The 16,959-nt window shown below is 61.1% G+C and carries 28 protein-coding genes; all 28 read right to left on the bottom strand.

Annotated features, from left to right (window positions below; translation table 11 throughout):
- Positions 1–556: 50S ribosomal protein L17 (gene rplQ / locus V5A20_RS08370; protein ID WP_332327111.1), on the bottom strand; the 556-nt coding region annotated here is incomplete at its 3' end.
- Between the two features lie 84 nt (positions 557–640).
- Positions 641–1,627 carry a DNA-directed RNA polymerase subunit alpha gene (locus tag V5A20_RS08375; RefSeq protein WP_332315067.1) on the bottom strand — a complete coding sequence of 329 codons (987 nt, stop codon included), beginning with the start codon at positions 1,625–1,627 and terminating at the stop codon, positions 641–643.
- Between the two features lie 96 nt (positions 1,628–1,723).
- Complete coding sequence (gene rpsD / locus V5A20_RS08380) at positions 1,724–2,326, bottom strand: 30S ribosomal protein S4 (protein ID WP_332315066.1); 603 nt, start codon at positions 2,324–2,326, stop codon at positions 1,724–1,726.
- A 105-nt stretch (positions 2,327–2,431) separates the two neighbouring features.
- On the bottom strand, positions 2,432–2,836 hold the full coding sequence (gene rpsK / locus V5A20_RS08385) for a 30S ribosomal protein S11 (RefSeq protein WP_013061620.1): 405 nt from the start codon (positions 2,834–2,836) through the stop codon (positions 2,432–2,434).
- Positions 2,837–2,924: 88 nt separating this feature from the next.
- Positions 2,925–3,308, bottom strand: coding sequence for a 30S ribosomal protein S13 (gene rpsM / locus V5A20_RS08390; RefSeq protein WP_332315065.1), 384 nt, complete (start codon positions 3,306–3,308; stop codon positions 2,925–2,927).
- 85 nt (positions 3,309–3,393) lie between these two features.
- Positions 3,394–3,615 carry a translation initiation factor IF-1 gene (gene infA, locus V5A20_RS08395; RefSeq protein WP_011403816.1) on the bottom strand — a complete coding sequence of 74 codons (222 nt, stop codon included), beginning with the start codon at positions 3,613–3,615 and terminating at the stop codon, positions 3,394–3,396.
- Positions 3,615–4,439: a type I methionyl aminopeptidase gene (gene map, locus V5A20_RS08400; RefSeq protein WP_332327112.1), complete on the bottom strand. Its 825-nt coding sequence runs from the start codon at positions 4,437–4,439 to the stop codon at positions 3,615–3,617. Before map ends, infA begins: the two co-directional genes overlap by 1 nt.
- Positions 4,440–4,512: 73 nt before the next feature.
- Positions 4,513–5,844 (bottom strand): preprotein translocase subunit SecY, encoded by a 1,332-nt coding sequence (gene secY, locus V5A20_RS08405; protein WP_332315063.1) that lies wholly within the window; start codon positions 5,842–5,844, stop codon positions 4,513–4,515.
- A 54-nt stretch (positions 5,845–5,898) separates the two neighbouring features.
- Positions 5,899–6,369: a 50S ribosomal protein L15 gene (gene rplO / locus V5A20_RS08410; RefSeq protein ID WP_332315062.1), complete on the bottom strand. Its 471-nt coding sequence runs from the start codon at positions 6,367–6,369 to the stop codon at positions 5,899–5,901.
- Positions 6,370–6,622: 253 nt separating this feature from the next.
- Entirely contained in the window at positions 6,623–7,150 is a 528-nt protein-coding gene (gene rpsE / locus V5A20_RS08415; protein WP_332315061.1) for a 30S ribosomal protein S5, read from the bottom strand.
- 51 nt (positions 7,151–7,201) lie between these two features.
- A complete protein-coding gene (gene rplR, locus V5A20_RS08420) occupies positions 7,202–7,561 on the bottom strand; it encodes a 50S ribosomal protein L18 (protein ID WP_332315060.1) in 360 nt (119 codons plus the stop codon).
- A gap of 76 nt (positions 7,562–7,637) precedes the next feature.
- Positions 7,638–8,192, bottom strand: a complete 555-nt coding sequence (rplF, locus tag V5A20_RS08425) for a 50S ribosomal protein L6 (RefSeq protein WP_332315059.1) — start codon at positions 8,190–8,192, stop codon at positions 7,638–7,640.
- 67 nt (positions 8,193–8,259) lie between these two features.
- Positions 8,260–8,661 carry a 30S ribosomal protein S8 gene (gene rpsH, locus V5A20_RS08430; protein WP_332315058.1) on the bottom strand — a complete coding sequence of 134 codons (402 nt, stop codon included), beginning with the start codon at positions 8,659–8,661 and terminating at the stop codon, positions 8,260–8,262.
- 94 nt (positions 8,662–8,755) lie between these two features.
- A complete protein-coding gene (gene rpsN / locus V5A20_RS08435; RefSeq protein WP_332315057.1) occupies positions 8,756–9,025 on the bottom strand; it encodes a 30S ribosomal protein S14 in 270 nt (89 codons plus the stop codon).
- A 73-nt stretch (positions 9,026–9,098) separates the two neighbouring features.
- A complete protein-coding gene (rplE, locus tag V5A20_RS08440) occupies positions 9,099–9,674 on the bottom strand; it encodes a 50S ribosomal protein L5 (protein ID WP_332315056.1) in 576 nt (191 codons plus the stop codon).
- A 133-nt stretch (positions 9,675–9,807) separates the two neighbouring features.
- Positions 9,808–10,179: a 50S ribosomal protein L24 gene (gene rplX / locus V5A20_RS08445; RefSeq protein WP_442978381.1), complete on the bottom strand. Its 372-nt coding sequence runs from the start codon at positions 10,177–10,179 to the stop codon at positions 9,808–9,810.
- Positions 10,180–10,232: 53 nt separating this feature from the next.
- Positions 10,233–10,601 carry a 50S ribosomal protein L14 gene (gene rplN / locus V5A20_RS08450; RefSeq protein ID WP_332315055.1) on the bottom strand — a complete coding sequence of 123 codons (369 nt, stop codon included), beginning with the start codon at positions 10,599–10,601 and terminating at the stop codon, positions 10,233–10,235.
- Between the two features lie 82 nt (positions 10,602–10,683).
- On the bottom strand, positions 10,684–10,992 hold the full coding sequence (gene rpsQ / locus V5A20_RS08455) for a 30S ribosomal protein S17 (RefSeq protein ID WP_332315054.1): 309 nt from the start codon (positions 10,990–10,992) through the stop codon (positions 10,684–10,686).
- Positions 10,993–11,052: 60 nt separating this feature from the next.
- Positions 11,053–11,262, bottom strand: coding sequence for a 50S ribosomal protein L29 (gene rpmC / locus V5A20_RS08460; protein ID WP_332315053.1), 210 nt, complete (start codon positions 11,260–11,262; stop codon positions 11,053–11,055).
- 47 nt (positions 11,263–11,309) lie between these two features.
- Positions 11,310–11,747: a 50S ribosomal protein L16 gene (gene rplP, locus V5A20_RS08465; RefSeq protein WP_332315052.1), complete on the bottom strand. Its 438-nt coding sequence runs from the start codon at positions 11,745–11,747 to the stop codon at positions 11,310–11,312.
- Between the two features lie 55 nt (positions 11,748–11,802).
- Positions 11,803–12,516: a 30S ribosomal protein S3 gene (rpsC, locus tag V5A20_RS08470; protein WP_332315051.1), complete on the bottom strand. Its 714-nt coding sequence runs from the start codon at positions 12,514–12,516 to the stop codon at positions 11,803–11,805.
- Positions 12,517–12,575: 59 nt separating this feature from the next.
- Complete coding sequence (gene rplV / locus V5A20_RS08475; RefSeq protein WP_332315050.1) at positions 12,576–12,941, bottom strand: 50S ribosomal protein L22; 366 nt, start codon at positions 12,939–12,941, stop codon at positions 12,576–12,578.
- Between the two features lie 88 nt (positions 12,942–13,029).
- Positions 13,030–13,323 carry a 30S ribosomal protein S19 gene (gene rpsS, locus V5A20_RS08480; protein WP_263792822.1) on the bottom strand — a complete coding sequence of 98 codons (294 nt, stop codon included), beginning with the start codon at positions 13,321–13,323 and terminating at the stop codon, positions 13,030–13,032.
- Positions 13,324–13,396: 73 nt separating this feature from the next.
- Entirely contained in the window at positions 13,397–14,242 is an 846-nt protein-coding gene (gene rplB / locus V5A20_RS08485; RefSeq protein WP_332315049.1) for a 50S ribosomal protein L2, read from the bottom strand.
- A 51-nt stretch (positions 14,243–14,293) separates the two neighbouring features.
- Positions 14,294–14,593 (bottom strand): 50S ribosomal protein L23, encoded by a 300-nt coding sequence (gene rplW, locus V5A20_RS08490; protein WP_332315048.1) that lies wholly within the window; start codon positions 14,591–14,593, stop codon positions 14,294–14,296.
- Positions 14,594–14,650: 57 nt separating this feature from the next.
- Positions 14,651–15,298, bottom strand: coding sequence for a 50S ribosomal protein L4 (rplD, locus tag V5A20_RS08495; RefSeq protein ID WP_332315047.1), 648 nt, complete (start codon positions 15,296–15,298; stop codon positions 14,651–14,653).
- A 61-nt stretch (positions 15,299–15,359) separates the two neighbouring features.
- Positions 15,360–15,986: a 50S ribosomal protein L3 gene (rplC, locus tag V5A20_RS08500; protein WP_332315046.1), complete on the bottom strand. Its 627-nt coding sequence runs from the start codon at positions 15,984–15,986 to the stop codon at positions 15,360–15,362.
- A gap of 533 nt (positions 15,987–16,519) precedes the next feature.
- Positions 16,520–16,831, bottom strand: coding sequence for a 30S ribosomal protein S10 (gene rpsJ, locus V5A20_RS08505; protein WP_332315045.1), 312 nt, complete (start codon positions 16,829–16,831; stop codon positions 16,520–16,522).
- Between the last annotated feature and the right edge of the window lie 128 nt (positions 16,832–16,959).

Here is a 16,959-nt window from a genome sequence, read left to right on the forward strand (position 1 = left end):
CGGCCTCATTCTGGTCGGCGTCGGTGGACGCTTCCTCTTCGGCCGACTCCGGGTCCTCGACAGACACGTCGTCCGACGGGGAGTCGCCTCCCTGTGCCTGCTGGGCCGGCTCCTCTTCGGACGATGTCCGTCGGCCCTTTCCACCGCCCCGACGCGTCCCGCCAGACCCCCCCTGGCCCGTATCGGTCGGCGGCACGTCGTTGTAATCCACAAGTTCGATCAGGGCGAGCTCGGCACCGTCCCCAGAGCGTTGCCCGAGCTTGATGATTCGGGTGTAGCCACCGGGACGATCCCCCACACGCTCGGCCACGTCCCCGAACAGCTCGTCGATCGCGTCATTGCTCTGGAGGTGCCGGAAGACCTCTCGGCGATTGTGCTGTGTGTCCTCCTTGGCGCGTGTGATCAGCGGCTCCACGAATGGACGCAGCGCCTTGGCCTTGGTCACCGTGGTGGTGATCTGCTTGTTCTCAATGAGCGCATTGGAGAGCGCCTGCAGCGTGCGCTTGCGGTGGGACGACGTGCGTCCAATCTTTTTTCCTTTCTTGCGGTGTCGCATTGGGGGTCTCAAACAGGGAACGATTCACGATGCGGTGCGGGCCCAGGGCCTACGGTGTGGGCCCAAAAGGGACCTCGGCGGACGCTAAGAGGTCTTCTTCTCTTCAAGGTATTCCTCCACGTCCATCCCAAATTGGAGGCCGCGCTCGTCGAGAACCTCCACGAGCTCCTGAAGGGACTTGCGTCCGAAGTTGCGGAATTTGAGCATCTCGTTCTCCTCGCGACGGACGAGGTCCCCAATCGTTTTGATGTTCGCCGCCTTGAGGCAGTTGTGAGAGCGCACCGAGAGGTCAAGCTCGTCGACCGGCTGCGCGAGCAGCTCGCGGATGCGCTTGACCTCCTCGTCGACCTCCTGCTCCTCCACCACCGGCTCGGGCTCCTCTTCGAGCTGGATAAAGAAGCTGACGTGATCCCGCAGGATGGAAGCCGCCTGCGTAATCGCCTCTTCCGGCGTAAGGGATCCATCGGTCTCTACGTCCAGGAGCAGCTCCTCGTAGTCGATTTTCTGCCCCACGCGGGTCGGCTTCACCTCGTAGTTAACGTTCTTGATCGGAGTAAAGATGGAGTCGACCGCGATTACACCGATCGGGTCGTCCTCCCGCTTGTTCTCATCGGAGGGCACGTATCCACGCCCATGCCCGATCCGCAAGTCTACATTTACGACGGCGTCCTCGGCCAGCGTTGCAATGTGCTGGTCCGGATTCAGGACCTCGTAGTCCGCCGTGCCCTCATTGATGTCCTCAGCCGTCCAGTTGCCGGGCCCTTCGAGGTTGAGATGGAGGTGCCCTTCTTGCATCTCCTCGGCCTTAAACCGAACCTCCTTGAGGTTCAAAATGAGGTCGGCCACGTCCTCTGTGACGCCCGGGATGGTCGAAAACTCATGCTGGACCCCGTCGATCTTGACGGCAGTAATGGCAAGGCCGCGAAGAGACGACAGCAGCACGCGACGAAGCGCATTTCCGATGGTCACCCCATAGCCGCGTTCGAGCGGTCCCATGGTGAAGTGTCCTTCGGAATCGGAGATCTCGTCGACGTGGACGCCTTCCGGCATCTGAAGCCCGTGGTTACTCATACGCTCGGATCAGCAAATTGTACGGAATAATATCGCGGGATTGTCGAGCGCGCAACAATGCGCTCGGGGCCATGAACTCGGGGGGACGACCCAGTTCTACTTCGAGTAAAGCTCGACGATGAGCTGCTCGTCGATGTTTTCGGGAATCTCCTCCCGGTTTGGGTAATCAATAAACTTCCCCTTCATTTCTTGACGGTCCACCTCCAGCCACGAGAAGGTCCGCTTTCGGTGCTCCATGTTCGTCTGAATGACCTCCAGGTCCTGACTGCTCGGCTTCACGGACACGATGTCGTCCGGCGTCATTTCATAGGAGGGGATGTCCACGACCTCACCGTTCACCATGATGTGCCGGTGGGCCACGAACTGACGGGCCTGACGACGCGTCCGCGCGATTCCCATCCGGAAGACCGTGTTGTCAAGGCGCGCCTCCAGGAGAATCAGAAGCTTTTCGCCCGTCACGCCCTGCATTCGGGACGCCTTGTCGAACAGGTTCTTGAATTGACGCTCAAGCAGTCCGTAGGTGTACTTCGTCTTCTGCTTTTCCTTCAACTGCACGGCGTACTCGCTCTCTCGACGCCGACGCGACTGGCCGTGCTGCCCGGGCGGGTACGGCTTGCGCTCCAGCGCCTTCGAAGGCCCAAAGATGGGCTCTTTGAAACGACGCGCGATTTTCTGTTTCGGACCTCTATATCGAGCCATTCTATTCGGTGTCGGGTGTCAGATATCAAGTGTCGGACGGGCGATGGGCAGCACGCAGGCCCCGGGCTGATCCCGTTGGTGCCTGCTCCCTCGTTCCCGAAGGAGTCAAACGCGGCGGCGCTTCGGCGGGCGGCAGCCATTGTGAGGGAGCGGCGTCACGTCGCGGATGCTTGCCACCTCCAGACCAGACTCGGACATGGCCCGGATCGCCCCTTCTCGCCCCGACCCCGGTCCTTTCACATACACATCCACGCGCCTGAGCCCAAGCTCGTACGCCTCATTCGCCGCCGACTCGCCCGCCTTCTGGGCCGCGTAGGGCGTGTTCTTCCGACTCCCCTTAAAGCCCATCTTGCCGGCACTCGCCCACGAGATGGTGTTGCCGTACTGGTCGGTCAAGGTCACAATGACGTTGTTGAACGTGGCCTTCACGTACGCCCGTCCATTCGACTCCACAACGACATTTTTCTTTCGGGGCGTGCGCTTCCCCCCTCGATCGTCTCCATCAGCCATAAAACTGTCCGTGTTTGTGTGAAAATAATGCCTGTCGGCCGAGGCTCATCCGAGCCACAATGGAAATGCGGGTACTGCCGAGGCCGGCTTACTTCTTCTGAGTCGATTGGCTGCGGCCCGCCACGGTCTTGCGCTTGCCCTTCCGGGTCCGGGCATTGGTCCGCGTGCGTTGCCCATTGACTGGCAGCCCCTCGCGGTGCCGCTTGCCTCGGTAGCAACCGATGTCTTTAAGGCGCTTGATGTTCATCTGCACCTCGGTCCGGAGCTGCCCCTCAACGGTGTAGTCCTCCTCAATGATGCGCCGCACGCGCTTGGTCTCACTCTCGGTCCACTCGCGCGGTCGCTTGTCTTCGCCGACCTCGGCCTTTTCCAGGACCTCGTTGGCCCGCGAGCGACCAACGCCATAAATTTCGGTGAGCGCGATCTCTCCGCGCTTGTCGTCCGGCACGTCAACTCCTTCAATTCTCGGCATGATTCGTCAAATTGGTTTCGTTCAAGGATCCATGCATCCACTACACGCCCCGCCTTCTTTCGATGTCCCGCGCCCCTTCACATGGTCAGTTCTTATACCGGTACACAATGCGGCCCTTCGAAAGGTCATACGGAGACATCTCGACCTTGACCCGATCCCCGGGCAAAATCTTGATATAGTTCATCCGCATTTTTCCGGAAAGGAGTCCGAGAATCTCGTGGCCGTTCTCCAGTCGAACTCGAAATTGTGCGTTGGGAAGTGCTTCGATGACTTCCCCATCTTTCTCGATGGCTTCTTCTTTTGCCATTAGCGAGTAGTGGTCTCTGAGAGAGCGTCGATCTTATAAGGAGGCTCAATCACGTCTTCGATGTATTGAAAGTCGGAGAGCACCTCGGGCTCTCCATCTCGCACCACGACCATGTGTTCGTAGTGAGCGGAGGGGAGACCGTCGGCGGCCCGCACGGTCCAACCGTCATCGTCGGTGACGACCCGCTGTGTGCCTCGATTGATCATCGGCTCAATGCAAATCGAAAGGCCGGGCTTCAGCGGGCGCCCCCGGCCGGGCTCCCCAAAGTTCGGAACCTGTGGGTCCTCGTGCAGGCTCTGGCCGATGCCGTGCCCTACAAGATCGCGGACCACGCTGAACCCTCGGGATTCGCAGTGGACTTGGACGGCGTGGCTGATGTCCCCCACCCTCTGATCGGCCACCGCCTGATCGATCCCGTTCAACAACGCCTGGTACGTTGCCCGGCAGAGCGCCGCGTCTTCGTCTGCAATCGTGCCTACCGCAAACGTATAGCCCCAGTCGCCATAATATCCGTCCAGCTTCGCGCCGCAGTCAAGGGACAACAGATCCCCGTCCTGCAACGCATAGTCGTCCGGAATGCCGTGTACGACCGCGTCGTTGACCGACGTACACAGCGTGTTGGGGAAAACGTGGTCGCCGACCTGATATCCTTTGAATGCAGGCTCGCCCCCGTGTGTTCGGATGTAGTCTTCGGCAATGGCGTCGAGCTCGCGGAGCGTGGTGCCCACCTCAATATAACGGGCCACCTCGGCGAGCGTCTGCCCGACCAGGTCTGCGCTTTCGCGCAGGCGCCCGATTTCGCGTTGGCTTTTCAGGTGTACCATAGGGGCTCCAGAGATTCGATTCCAGAGGCGGGACAACCACCGCATGAACACACGAGGCTGGTCGGAAAACAGGCTATAAGCCTCCGCCCTGTCGGGGACTGCGCATCTTGCCACTCTTCATGAAGCCGTCGTAGTGGCGCATGAGCAAGTGGCTCTCGATTTGTTGGAGGGTATCGAGCGTCACCTGCACCAGGATGAGCAGGCTGGTTCCGCCAAAGAACATGGCAAACCCCTGCGACACGCCCGCCCGCATCGCGAAGGCCGGGAAAATGGCCACGAGGCCAAGGAATAGGGATCCTGGGAGCGTGATGCGCGTCAGGACCGTGTCAATGAACTCGCTGGTCTGCTTCCCCGGCCGGATGCCCGGGATAAAGCCGCCCTGCCGCTTCATCGTGTCCGCCATCTCCTGCGGATTCACGGTGATCGCCGTGTAGAAGTATGTGAAGAAGACGACCACCACGAAGAACAGGGCCGAGTAGCTCAGGCTGCTGATGTCGGAGAACCAGGCGCCAACCTGTTGCATCGTCGCGTTGTTCGGGAAGAACGATGCAATCGTGGACGGGATGAACATGATCGACTGCGCAAAAATAATCGGCATCACTCCCGCAGCGTTTACCCGTAGGGGCAGATACTGCGTGGTGCCCCCCTGCACCTTCTTGCCCACGACCCGCTTCGCGTATTGGACGGGAATCCGCCGCATCCCCTGCGATATCAGAACCACCGACCCGGTGACGAGCACCCAGACGCCGATCTCGACGAGCAAGATGAAGATGTTATCCCCCACCATCCCCACCTCATTAAAGAGGGCCTGCGGGAGGAACGCGATGATGCCGATCATGATAATCAGCGAGATGCCGTTCCCGATGCCATCCTCGCTGATCCGCTCCCCGAGCCACATCACGAACGCGGTGCCACTGGTCAACACCACGACGGTCGTCATCGTGAACAGGGTCGAGTTGATGACGATCGCCCGGCCCGTGGCGCCGGCCAGCAGATTGATCGAGTAGCCGATCGATTGGAGGGCCGTAATGCCAATCGTCCCGTACCGGGTGAGCTGCGTGATGCGGCGGCGCCCTTCCTCTCCCTCCCGCTGCAGCTTCTGAAAGTACGGCACGACGGCCCCCATCAGCTGAATGATGATGGAGGCCGTAATGTAGGGCATAATGCCCAACGCAAAGATTCCGGCCTGTTTGAACGCCCCCCCAACAAACATGTCGAGGAACCCAAAGAGCCCTCCCCCTCCTTCCTGGGCCCGCACCTGCGCAAGGGCTGCCGCATCCACTCCGGGCAGGGTCACGTGGGTGCCCAGGCGATAGATGATTAGGATGCCGAGCGTGTACAGAATACGCTCACGGAGCTCCTGGACACTCCAGATGTTGCGGATGCTTTCGGCAAAGCCAGCCATGAGTCAGCCTCGTTGATGCGTGAGCCACGGGAAAAGGTCCCGACACCGACCAAACTATGAGTCGACAACCGTTACCGAGCCGCCCGCCTGCTTGATCTTTCGACGAGCCGATTCGCTGAAGGCATGTGCTCGCACCTCAAGCGCGTCGAACAAGTCGCCATCGCCCAGAATTTTAACCCGGTTGGCGGTTCGCACAACCCCAAGGTCTGCGAGCAACTCCGGGGTGACAGGCTCGCTGTCATCGAGCACCTCTTCGTCCAGGAGCCCCTGCAGGCGCTTCACGTTCGCGATGGCGTATTCGGTGCGGAAGGGCGCATTGTTAAAACCATGCTTCGGGACCCGCTGAAAAAGCGGCGTCTGTCCGCCCTCAAACCAGATTGGCCGATTGCCGGCCCCCGATCGGCTGCTCTGCCCTTTCGTCCCACGGGTCGAACTGTGTCCGCCCCGCCCCGAACCTTCGCCTCGACCGAGACGCTGTCCTGACTGGGTCGCCCCCTCTGCCGGCTTCAGGTTACTCAAATCCATGTCGTGCCGTCCGTCTTTGTGTTAGCTCAAGTGACGTGTGCGTGCTGTATCGCTCTGCTGCCCGTCCGTTCTGTACGCCTAAGATTCCCGTCCACACTCACGGGCGTGGGTCCTGGTGGCGCCTCAGCCGTCGCGGCACGAAGGCAAAGCATCTCTTCACGTCGGGCCGTGGCGAGGAGACAGTGACTCGGAGGCGCCATCGAGGCGCAGACCACATCCGTTCGCGCATCGAACCGGTCGCCCAGAGGTCACACTACCCGTTAAATACCTTTTCGAGCGGAATGTCGCGGCGGCGGGCAACCTCCAGGGCATCCTCGGTGTCCGCAAGGGCGTTGATCGTCGCCTTCACCTGGTTGTGCGGATTGGATGTGCCGAGCGACTTCGTAAGCACATTTCGGTACCCGGCGCATTCGAGCACGGCACGGACGCCGCCCCCGGCAATCACCCCGGTCCCCGGCGCGGCCGGCTTCAAGAGCACCTCGCCGGCGTCCTGCTTGCCCACCACCTTGTGCGGAATCGTGCCGTCCCGCATCGGAACACGAATGACGTTCTTCTTCGCGTCATCGGCACCTTTCGAGATGGCACTCGAGACCTCATTGGCCTTGCCGAGGCCCGTACCAACGAGGCCGTCTTCGTTTCCGACGACCACGACGGTGTTGAAGGAAAATCGACGACCGCCCTTCACGACCTTCGAAACCCGGTTGACCGACACGAGTCGGTCGACCCAGTTCTCTTGTCGCTTCTCGGCGTTGACGCGCTTCTGCTCTTTACGATCCGCCATGTCTGTGCGTAGTGCTCCGTGCGTGGATAGTTGTTATGATCGTCGGGGGGATTAAAACTGGAGGCCACCGTCGCGGGCGCCTTCTGCCAATGCGCGAACACGTCCCTGATACTTGTATCCGCCCCGGTCGAACACTGCCTTCTCGATATCCTGGTCCTGCGCACGCTCGGCAAGCAGTTCGCCCACCGCTCGGCTTTCTTCTACCGGGGCCTCCCCCTCGACATCGTCGGCAAGGCTCGACGCGGACGTGAGCGTGTGCCCCTCCATGTCATCGACGAGCTGGGCGTAGATGTGCTGATTGGATCGATACACCGACAGGCGAGGGCGCACCGAAGTCCCAAACATGGACTCTCGGATGCTGTCGTGAATTCGCTGCCGGCGCTCAACTTTTTGCTCTTTACCCTTGGGCATAACCGCTGTGTCGTCGTGGTCGTTCGATCGAAACAAGCCGCCCCCATGACGTTCAGGCACGGCCGTAGAGAAGGGACTAGCGGGCCGCTGTCTTCCCGGCCTTGAGGGACACGTGTTCATCCACATACCGCACGCCCTTTCCTTTGTAAGGCTCCGGGGGGCGAAGGCTGCGAATTTTCGCTGCGACCTGGCCCACCAACTCCTTGTCGACCCCCTCCACAGTGATGATGTCGTCTTGCCCCCGGTCCGAGTCCACCGACACCGAGACGTCGCTCGGCGGGAGGAAGTAGATCGGATGCGAGTAGCCAAGTGCAATTTCGAGGGCGCCGTCCGACATCTGGGCCCGGTATCCGACCCCAATGATCTTCAGCTCCTTCTCGTAGCCCTCCGTCACCCCTTCAACCATATTCACGATCAGGGAACGACTCAGGCCATGCAGCGACCGGTGCCGCTTCTGGTCGGTGGGGCGCTGGACGACCGCGTGGTCGTCCGCAATCTCCACGATCATCTCCGGATCAATCTGCTCTGTGAGGGTGCCCTTCGGCCCCTCTACGGTGACCACATTCTGATCGTCAACCGATATTGTGACCTCGTCCCCAAGCGGGATGGGGTTGTCTCCTATTCGAGCCATGGGTTCAATCGTTCATCTCGTGCAACGGAGCCGGCGGACAGGTGCGCTCGTGAGCGCGACGGTCCTCCTAAAAGACTTTGGCCAATACTTCGCCCCCCACCCCAAAACGCCGCGCCTCCTTATCGCTCATCACGCCGCGGGAGGTCGACAGGATCACAATGCCGAGGCCGTTTTTCACCTCCGGCAGAGTGTCCGAATCCGCATACTCGCGGCGGCCCGGGCGTGAAACGCGCTCCATCATCCGGATGGCCGGCTGGTCGTACTCGTCATACTTCAGGTACACCCGGAGCAGGCCCTGCTTATCATCCTCGATGTTGACGAAGTTCTTGATGTACCCCTTTTCGAGGAGGATTTGGGTCATGGCCCGCTTCAGCTTCGAAGCCGGAATGTCCACGTAGGTCTGCTCCGCCTCTTGGGCATTGCGGATGTAGGCCATGTAGCTCGAGACGGGATCGGAGATACCACTCATTTCAGGCGTCGAGTCGTCGGTTCAGAAGTGGATTCGGGGGCCAACAGGGCGTGTCGCGCTGGATGATTCACGGCCTCAGGACCGGCAGCGAGAACTACCAGCTCGATTTTCGTATGCCCGGGATTTTGCCTTCAAGGGCGAGTTCACGGAAGCAAATCCGACAGACGCCAAACTTGCGGAGGTACCCGCGCTGGCGACCGCACAGCTTGCACCGGTTGTTCTGGCGCACAGGGCTCGAGTCACGCGGAAGCTTTTGCAGCTCCACCCATTTCTCTTCCTCCTTGAGCCGCCGCCGCTTCTCCTTGTATTTCTCGTAGAGCTTTTCCCGCTTCTCTTCTCGGGCAATCCAGCTTTTCTTGGCCATATCGTCGGTGTATTGAGTCTGTCCTGATAGATCTAGTGCGCGCGGAGGGCGTCACTCAGGGACCGGTCCGCCGCTACGCCTCGGACGGCTCCTCGTCGCCGCGTCGCACAAACGGCATGCCCAGCCCCTTGAGCAGGGCGTAGGCCTCTTCGTCGGTTTCCGCGTCGGTCACGAACGTGATGTCCATCCCGTCAATGCGGTCGACATTGTCCACGTCGATCTCGGGAAAAATGATCTGCTCGTCAACCCCGAGTGTGTAGTTGCCGTGGCCGTCAAAGCTCCGGTCGGGCACCCCTCGGAAGTCTCGGATGTTGGGCAGGGCGAGGGTGACGAGCCGATCAAAGAATTCGTACATCCGAGCCTCTCGGAGCGTGACCTTCACGCCCACCGGCATGCCTTTCCGCACATCGAAACTCGCAATGCTTCGCTTGGCCCGGCGAATGGTTGGGTGCTGCCCCGTGATCTTCCGCATCTCCTCCACAGCCCGGTCAAGGGCCTTCTGATTCTCGGACACCTCCCCAACCCCGCGGTTGATGCAAATTTTTTCCAGGGCGGGCACCTCCATCGGGTTTTCGTACCCGAACTGGTCGGTTAGGGAGGACCGGACCTCGTCTTGGTATTTTTCTTGGAATCGCGGAGCGTCGGCCATAGCGCAAAAGGTAAAAGCTCGGAAATCGTGCCGCGGCACTCAAAGCATCCTAACTGCCGCAGACGCTGAAAATCGATAGCTTGCAACTGGGGTTCCTGGTGCACGGACGATTCACGCCCGAGACCGCCCCGGCCTAGTCGTCAAGTTCCTCCCCGGTCGTCTTCGCGTAGCGGACCCACCGGGAGGCTCCGGTATCCGGGTCCTCCACCTTTTTCCGCCCAATCCGCGTGGCGTCGCCGTTGCTGTCAATGGGGTTGACGTTGGACACGTGAATGGGCGCCTCCCGCTCGGTACGCCCTCCTTCCCGATTGGACCGGCTTGGCTTCTCGTGGAAGACGCGAACGTTGACGCCCTCCACGATCACGCGTTCCTCCTCGGGAAAGACCTTCAAGACCTTCCCTACGTAACCGGTCTCCCGGTCTTCACCGGCGGACTTGGCGGACGTGATGGTCTTGTTGAGCATGACCATGTCGCCCTGCTTTACGTGCAACTTTTTCTGAGCCATGGGCTTCGCGGTAAGTGTTGGTTCGCAAGTACAACCAGAGAACACAGGGAGGGCTATAGCACCTCCGGGGCCAGAGACACGATGCGCATAAACTGCTTTTCACGGACCTCTCGCGCCACCGGCCCAAAGACGCGCGTCCCGACCGGTTCCTCTTCCGTGTTGATAAGCACAGCGGCGTTCTCGTCGAAGCGGATGTACGTGCCGTCCTCCCGGCGCGTCTCCTTTGCGGTCCGCACCACGACAGCCCGGCTCACATCGCCCTTGTTGAGCTCTCCACTCGGGATGGCCGACTTGACGGAAACCACAATCTGGTCTCCGATGCCCGCGTAGCGGCGTCCGCTACTACCGAGCACGCGGATGCACTGGACCTCCTTGGCCCCGCTGTTGTCGGCCACGTTGAGTCGCGTCTCTTGTTGAATCATGGGTGTCGTCCGGGTTCAGGGTTCGAAGTTGAAAGGCCACGTAGGGGCAGCCCGCTCCGGGCCGTCCGTGCGAAGGGTCGGCTTACTTGGCGCGCTCAATAACCTCGACGAGGCGCCAGCGCTTGTTCTTACTGATGGGGCGTGTCTCCATGATCCGGACGGTGTCCCCCTCTTCCGCCGCCTCCTCCTCGTCGTGGGCCATGAAGGTAGAGGAGCGCTCCAGATACTTCCCGTACATCGGGTGCTTCATCTGGCGGCGGACGGACACGGTGATGCTCTTGTCCATCTTGGCCGACTCGACAACCCCAATGCGCTCCTTGCGGTCGTTGCGGTCAACGCTCTCGTCCTGCTCGTCGGTGTGTGTATCGGTCTGCTCTTCGGTCTGCTCCATAACGCCCTATCGGCAATTTGCTCGTCTGAATGGGTGCATCGGCGGGTGTGCCAGGCCGGGTTACGCCGGCTCCTCCTCGGCGGCTTGCTTCTCGTTGCGGATGGTCTTCAGGCGGGCGATGAGACGACGCTTCGTGCGGAGGAGCATCGGGTTTTCTAAGCGTCCCCGGATGGCGTGCTGGAACTGTAGCTCCTCCAGCTCTTCCTCCTCCTCGTCGATCCGCGTTTCAATCTCCGCGATGTTAAGGTCTCGAATCTGGTCGGCGTCCATGGGTCTGAATGGCTTGGGTGAACGGTCCCGAACACGCACGCGATGGATTACTCCTCGGCGCGAGAGCCCGGGCGGACCACAAATTTCGTTTTGATCGGCAGTTTGTGCTTGCCCAGGCGGAGGGCCTCCCGCGCCGACTCTTCATCGGCACCGCCTCCAACCTCAAAGATGACATTGCCGGGCTGCACGGGCGCCACAAAGTGCTCAGGCTCCCCCTTTCCTTTCCCCATGCGGGTCTCGGCCGGCGTCTTGGTTTTGGGCTTGTCCGGAAAGACGCGGATCCACACCTTCCCGTCTCGCTTGAGATAGCGATTGATCGCCACGCGGGCCGCCTCCAGCTGGCGACTGGTGATCTCTCCCTTCTCAAGTGCCTTCAGGCCATAGTCGCCAAAACTGAGGCGGGTGCCTTTGACCGCGTACTTGTTTCGCTTCTGGCCCTGGTTGCGCTGGACCTTCCGGTGTTTCGTCTGTTTCGGCTCGAGCATGGATCTTGCGAAGCGGGTGCGTGTGGGTCGAGAACGAGAGGATCAACGATTCGCGTCAGGAGCCTCCCCGACGCTGGCGGCGCTGCTGGGGCGACTCCTTCATCTTGCGCTGCTGCGCCTGCACGTTCGGACTCAGGTCCGGCTTACCGAGGATCTCGCCGCGGTGAATCCACACCTTGACGCCAATCGTGCCGTAAATTGTAAGGGCGGTCTCTTGGGCAAAGTCGATGTCCGCACGGATCGTGTGGAGCGGCACGCGGCCCTCCATATACTCCTCCGTGCGCCCCATTTCGGCCCCGCCGAGGCGCCCGGCCGCACGAATGCGGATGCCCTCGGCCCCCATGCGCATGGCGGCCTGCATGGCCTGCTTCATGGCCCGCCGGAAGGAAATGCGGCCCTCCAGCTGCTGCACAATGTTCTTGGCCACGAGCGTCGCGTCAAGCTCGGGCCGCTTGATCTCACTGATGTTGATCTGGATGTCCTTCCCCGTGAGGGTTTCGAGCTCGCCCTTGAGCTTCTCAACCTCGGAGCCCCCCCGCCCGATCACGACACCGGGACGGCTCGTGTGGAGGGTAAGGATCACCCGCTCCGGCGTGCGCTCAATGACGGCCCGGCTCAGGCCGGCCCGCTTCAGACGCGTGTGCAGGTAGCGGCGCAGCTCTTCGTCTTCGACGAGCTTCTCCTGGAAGTTGGTCTCGGAATACCAGTTGGAGTCCCAACCCCGGATGACGCCGAGGCGAAAGCCGATGGGGTGTGTTTTCTGGCCCACGGGTGTGTACCTAGTGTTAGTTCGGAGAGCAACGTGTGATGTCGGAAACAACAGTCGGGTTACGCGGCTGCCTCTTCGGGCTCCTCCTCTTCAACCGCCACGACCACCTTCAAGTGGGTGGTGCGCTTGCGGATGGGCGCGGCCCGGCCCCGAGCGCGCGCCTGGTGGCGCTGGAAGGTAGGGCCTTCGTCGGCCCGGATTTCCTTCAACTGCAGGGCGCCTTCGTCGAAGCGCTCATCGTACTGGTCCATCAGATTGTACACGGCAGAGCGGATTGTCTTCTCCACGACGCCAGTCACCTTCTGTGGCATGTAGTCCAGAATCGCGACGGCCTCCGGCACGCTCCGGTCACGCACCAGGTTGATGACGCGACGCATCTTGAGGGGAGAGCTCCGGATGTGCTTGCGAACGGCTCGGGCTTGCATGTCTCGTCGTGCGGTTTGCGGGGAAAGTCGGGGTCGCGGAGCAGAGCGTGTGCCTGCACCGGCCTCTGGCCAGTGCGGCCGGCGCGGGCTACTGTCCCGGCTTGCGGATGCGCTGATCCACCTTCGCCTGCGAGTGCTCCTCGAAGGTGCGCGTCGGAGCGAACTCACCGAGCTTGTGGCCCACCATGTTTTCCGTTACATACACCGGAATGAACTGGTGTCCGTTGTGAACGGCGAACGTGTGGCCGACGAAGTCCGGCGTAATAATGGAGTCTCGGCTCCAGGTCTTGATCACCTTCTTTTCGTCGGACTCGTTAAGCGCGTCGACCTTGCGCTGCAGCTTGTAATAAACGTACGGGCCTTTGCGTAGGGAGCGAGGCATGGCGTCAGGTGCTTTTGAATCCTAGAGTGTGGGCGGCTCGGAGGCGGGGCGTCCCTGGGCAGGAGACAGCGCGCTACTTCCTCCCCTTCTTCGATTCCGAGCGGCGCCGGATGATGTACTTGTTCGACTCCTTGTTGCGCTTGCGCGTCTTGTACCCTTTTGCTGGAACGCCCTTTCGGGAGCGGGGATGGCCTCCGGACTTCAGGCCCTCACCGCCACCCATGGGATGGTCGATCGGGTTCATCGCCACACCGCGCGTTCGGGGGCGCCGGCCAAGCCAACGCTTGCGCCCGGCCTTCCCAAGCACCACGTTTTCGTGCTCGACGTTGCTCGTCGTTCCGACGGTCGCCCGGCACTTCGACGGGACCAGACGGGTTTCGCCACTGGGCAGCGACAGGGTGGCGTAGTCCCCTTCTCGGGCCGTCAATTGGGCGTGCGTGCCAGCGGCACGGGCCATCTGGGCCCCCTTTCCTGGCGTCATCTCGATGCAGTGCACCTCTGTCCCGAGCGGGATGTTGGTCAGCGACAGGCAATTGCCCACCTCGGCCTGGGCCTTCGGGCCGTTCATGACCGTGTCCCCCACCTCCAGGCCGTCGGGCGTCACGATGTATCGCTTCTCGCCGTCGGCGTACGCAAGCAGTGAGATTCGGGCCGACCGGTTCGGATCGTACTCGATCGTCTTCACCGAGGCCGGAATGCCGTCCTTGTCGCGCCGCTTGAAGTCCACCTTCCGGTAGCGACGCTTGTGGCCGCCCCCCCGGTAGCGCATTGTCATGCGGCCCTGGTTGTTGCGCCCGCCGCTGCTGGAGAGCGGCTCCAGCAGGCTGCGCTCCGGCTCGGTGGTGGTGATGTCTTCCCCATCGTCCACCGAGTACTGGCGCTGACTGTTTATGGTCGGCTTTCTCTTCTTAATGGACATGGCGCTCAAGTCTCAAGGTTGAAAGGTCGTACAAAGCTCAGGCGCGGACGGTCAAATGCCCTCAAAGAAGTCAATCTGTTCCCCTTCGGGATCCAGGGCGACGATGGCCTTCTTGAAGCCGGAGGTCCGCCCCTCAATCATGTTGCCGTCGCGGAATTGGCGGCGGCGCTTTCCCGGCACGACCTGGGTCCGCACATCCTCCACCTCAACCCCCGGGTAGCGATTCTCCACGGCCCTCCGGATTTCAATCTTTGTGGCGTCGAGCCCACACATGAAGGAGTATTTTCCCTCCTGCATCTGCTGCGTGGTCTTTTCGGTCACGTAGGGGCGAATCAGTACGCGTTTGCTCATGAATCAACGCTGCTCGTTGGGGAATGCACAAGGATGTCGGGAACGGGCGTGCCGCCACTAGGCCGGCACCGCCTCGTCGGTCGAGAGCACGTCTGTTAGCCACTCAAGCGCCCCTTCCTGGAGCAGCACGACGTCGGCGTCCAGAATGTCAACGGTGTTAACACTGTGCACCTCCTGCACATTTACGTCCGGGAGGTTCTGGGCACTGAGGTAAATTTCTCGCTCCACCTCGGTGGTCGCGAGCAAAATGTCTTGTCCCGCCACGTCCAGCAGATCGAAGAGGTCACCCAGCTCGCGGGTGTTGGGGCGCTCCAGCGAAAAGTCTTCAACGACCCGCACGTTGTCGTTCGCAGCCTTGTAGGACAGGGCCGATCGCCGGGCCAATCGCTTCTCTTTCTTGTTTAGGTCGTGGGTATAGTCGCGAGGCCGCGCCCCGTGGGCCCGCCCCCCTCCACGGCGGATGGGCGACTGCGCATCCCCCACCCGAGCGTTCCCGGTCCCCTTCTGGCGGTAAAGCTTTCGCCCAGACCCCCGCACCTCGCTCCGCTCTTTGGTCTTGCTGGTCCCCTGACGCTGATGCGCCTGGATGCGCTTTACGTCCAGCCAAATGATGTGGTCATTCGGCTCAATGTCGAAGACCGTCGGGTCGAGGTCGGCAGTGTCCCCCGACTCCACCCCGTCTTCTTGGTAGATTTCAACGTTCATGGCTTCGTGGCCTCAAAAGTTCACAGTACGTCGATGCAGGAGCAGGGGCCGCTCACAGCGTCTATTTCTTGTGCAGCTCCACATATTCACTTTTCGGGCCCGGCACGGAGCCGTGCACGAGAATGGCGTTCTGGTCCGGCAGAATCCGAACCACACGGAGGTTTTGAATCTTGGTGCGTTCTCCCCCGGTCTGGCCTGCCATCCGCATGCCCTTGAACACACGCGAGGGATCTGCCGACGCCCCAATCGACCCGGGGTGCCGCTGACGGTCCGACTGGCCGTGCGTCATCATGCCGACGCCACTGAACCCGTGTCGCTTCACAACGCCCTGAAAGCCTTTGCCCTTCGAGACCCCTACTGCATCGATCCGCTCGCCCTCCCGGAAAAGATCTTCGATGCGGACGGTGTCACCAAGCTCCACGTCCTCCCCAAAGTCGCGAAACTCAGAAAGCACGCGCTTCGGGGGACAGCCGGCCTTTTCGAAATGGCCCAGCATGGCCTGCGTCACATTTTTCTCTTTCACGTTTTCGAAAGCAAGCTGGACCGCGTTGTAGCCGTCGGGCTCCTCCGTCTTCACCTGAGTGACGACGTTGGGCCCCGCCTCGACGACCGTGCAGGCAACGTTGTTGCCATCGTCGTCGAAGACGCTGGTCATTCCAACCTTTTTTCCGATCAATCCGCTACTCATAGGTCTGATCTCCGTGCAATGGTACGTCCATCGTTGGCAAGACCCGCACCGGGCCTACTCGTCAACAGGCGCGAGCCTCAATTTCATGTTTGGACTGCGGGCCCCGCCCGAAGTCAAAGCGTTGAGGAATGCAAGGGAGCCTGACTGTACGTCAAACACTGCCTGAGTCCCTTGAAACTCGAAATCCCAAGAGACAACACGTTCAAACCCCGACACCATCCGCAGTTCATTGTTACGACCCAGGACGACAGCTCCTTCAACCAAAGTCTCTGTCGAGTCCGGGGCGTACTGTCTTGAAATTCGGTACTCTCTTCCGTCTTCATCCTGGCGAAAAGTCACTTGGACGCTGTCGAGCCGGTTCGGAGGAATGAGTGCCTCCTCCACACGCTCAACCGTCCATTTTTGGGCAAGCCGTTCATAGAGAGAAGCCTGCTTCGATCCCGCCCCGTCACAGCCAGCGAGCACAAGGCTTCCGGCAAAGAGGAGGACCCCGAAAGCGCCCACAGGAACCAGTCGGGAAAAACCTAACGGCATCACACCTTGATCTCGACGTCCACGCCGCTGGGCAGTTCGAGCTGCATGAGCGAGTCCACCGTGTCGCTGCTCGACGAAAGGATGTCGATGAGGCGCTTGTGGTGACGCCGCTCAAACTGCTCTCGGCTCTTCTTGTCCACGTGGGGGCCTCGCAGAACCGTGTAGACCTTTTTCTCGGTCGGCAGCGGCACTGGACCACTCACGACTGCGCCGGTCGACTTGACCGTGCGGATAATTTTCTCCGCGCTCTTGTCAATCAGCGTGTGGTCGTACGACTTGAGCTTGATCCGTATGTCCTGCTGCGCAGCCATGTGTCCGTATCAGTTTTCGAATGCAGTGTGTAGGCAAACAGGAAAGCGGCCATCACCGCCGCCCCTTGACGTCGCAAAGGTCCTAGTCCAGGATGTCGGTCACGACCCCGGCCCCGACCGTATGTCCC

Origin of the sequence: Salinibacter sp. (genome assembly GCF_036626415.1) — a bacterium.
In the GTDB taxonomy this organism is placed as follows: Bacteria; Bacteroidota; Rhodothermia; order Rhodothermales; family Salinibacteraceae; genus Salinibacter.